This window comes from Mycobacterium sp. NGS54 (assembly GCF_059812465.1).
Genome location: NZ_JCALCS010000025.1, coordinates 1 through 556, shown reverse-complemented (window position 1 = coordinate 556; position 556 = coordinate 1). Strand labels below are relative to the sequence as shown.

Annotated in this window: 1 protein-coding gene; it reads right to left on the bottom strand. The window is 62.4% G+C overall.

Going from position 1 to position 556, the window contains the following annotated elements:
* A partial coding sequence (locus AC5Y5E_RS30370) for a hypothetical protein (protein ID WP_499907721.1) occupies window positions 1-371 on the bottom strand: 371 nt, incomplete at its 3' end.
* Between the last annotated feature and the right edge of the window lie 185 nt (window positions 372-556).

Below are 556 nucleotides of genomic sequence, written 5' to 3'. Positions count from 1 at the left end.
GCGTCATAGCAGAACACGCCGGTCACGCTGGCATCCGCGATGCCGGTGAAGGCCACGCCGTCATTCAATTCAACCCGGATCTTGGAAAAGGGGCGGAGGCGCTCGCGTGAGAATTCGATGTTGTCGGGAAGCACGTCCATGCAGACCAGCGAGCGGACGAGGTTGTCGTAATTCCGGCCGATCATCTCTCCGTGACGACCGTGACCGCAAGCGAGTTCGACGAGCGTCTCCAGGTCCAGGCGTTGGAACAGCGTCAGGAAAGGGCTGTTCTCGCCCCAGAAGATGTGGATCCACTGTTCGGCGTCCGCGTAGTACGGCGAGCCCTTCCACACCTCGGCTTCCTTCTGCGCCACGGCCTTGACGTCTTTCATCCGCTGATGCCTCCTGCGATATCTGTGGCGGGGATCCTACACGCGTCGCCGCCGTGGCTGGGCGGCGACGAAGAACTCGCGTGCCGTCCGCTGCGTACCGGGGAGCGAGTCGAACGCCTGCGATTCGGTCTCTGGTTTCTTCCGCGTTCTCGAAAAGCCACGCCTCCAATTCGTCGGCTGTTCCG